1 protein-coding gene is annotated in these 706 nt (G+C 45.5%); it reads right to left on the bottom strand.

Annotated features, from left to right (window positions below):
* A partial coding sequence (locus AAAU26_RS04475; protein ID WP_320443584.1) for a GDP-mannose 4,6-dehydratase occupies positions 1 to 626 on the bottom strand: 626 nt, incomplete at its 3' end.
* Positions 627 to 706: the final 80 nt, after the last annotated feature.

Genomic DNA, 706 nt, shown 5'->3' with positions numbered 1-706 from the left:
GGGCGACCAGCAGGGCCATATACTGTGAAGAATCTCAAACCGGTGGAAGGAATGTTATACAGCTTCGAGTAGGCATGAGCCATCAACTCATTGGATTTCTTAGTGGCCGCATACAGAGATACCGGGTTATCAACCTTATCATCCGTACTGTAAGGCACTTTCTTATTACTGCCATAGACCGAAGAACTGGATGCATAAACCAGATGCTCCACCGGAGTATGGCCATCATCATAAGAATGGCGGCAGGCTTCCAGAATGTTATAGAAGCCAATCAGGTTTGCTTCCACATAGGCATCAGGATTTGTAATGGAATATCGAACGCCAGCCTGCGCGCCAAGGTTCACCACAATTTCCGGCTTATACTGCTCAAAGATAGATTTGATCACAGCCTTATCAGCCAGATTACCTTTTACGAAGCTGAAATTTTCAAACCGCTCCAGTTCCTTCAAACGTGCTTCTTTCAGGCGCACGTCATAGTAATTGTTCATGTTGTCCAGACCCACGACCTTAACCCCCTCCACCGTGGAGAGCAGCCGCTTCGCAAGGTTGGAGCCAATGAATCCCGCTACACCCGTGATAAAAACGCTCTTGTTTTTCAGATCAATTTTTGTTTTATTTTCCATCATAATTTTTCTTATCCTCCCTTGTTGAATCCCCCACTTATTTCATTATACGGCAACAAGCCTGTATACAGATTGCAGCCACA

Origin of the sequence: Faecalibacterium longum (assembly GCF_040094125.1) — a bacterium.
GTDB lineage: Bacteria > Bacillota > Clostridia > Oscillospirales > Ruminococcaceae > Faecalibacterium > Faecalibacterium longum.
Note: the sequence above shows the minus strand (reverse complement) of the source record. Positions and strands in the feature narration are given on the sequence as shown.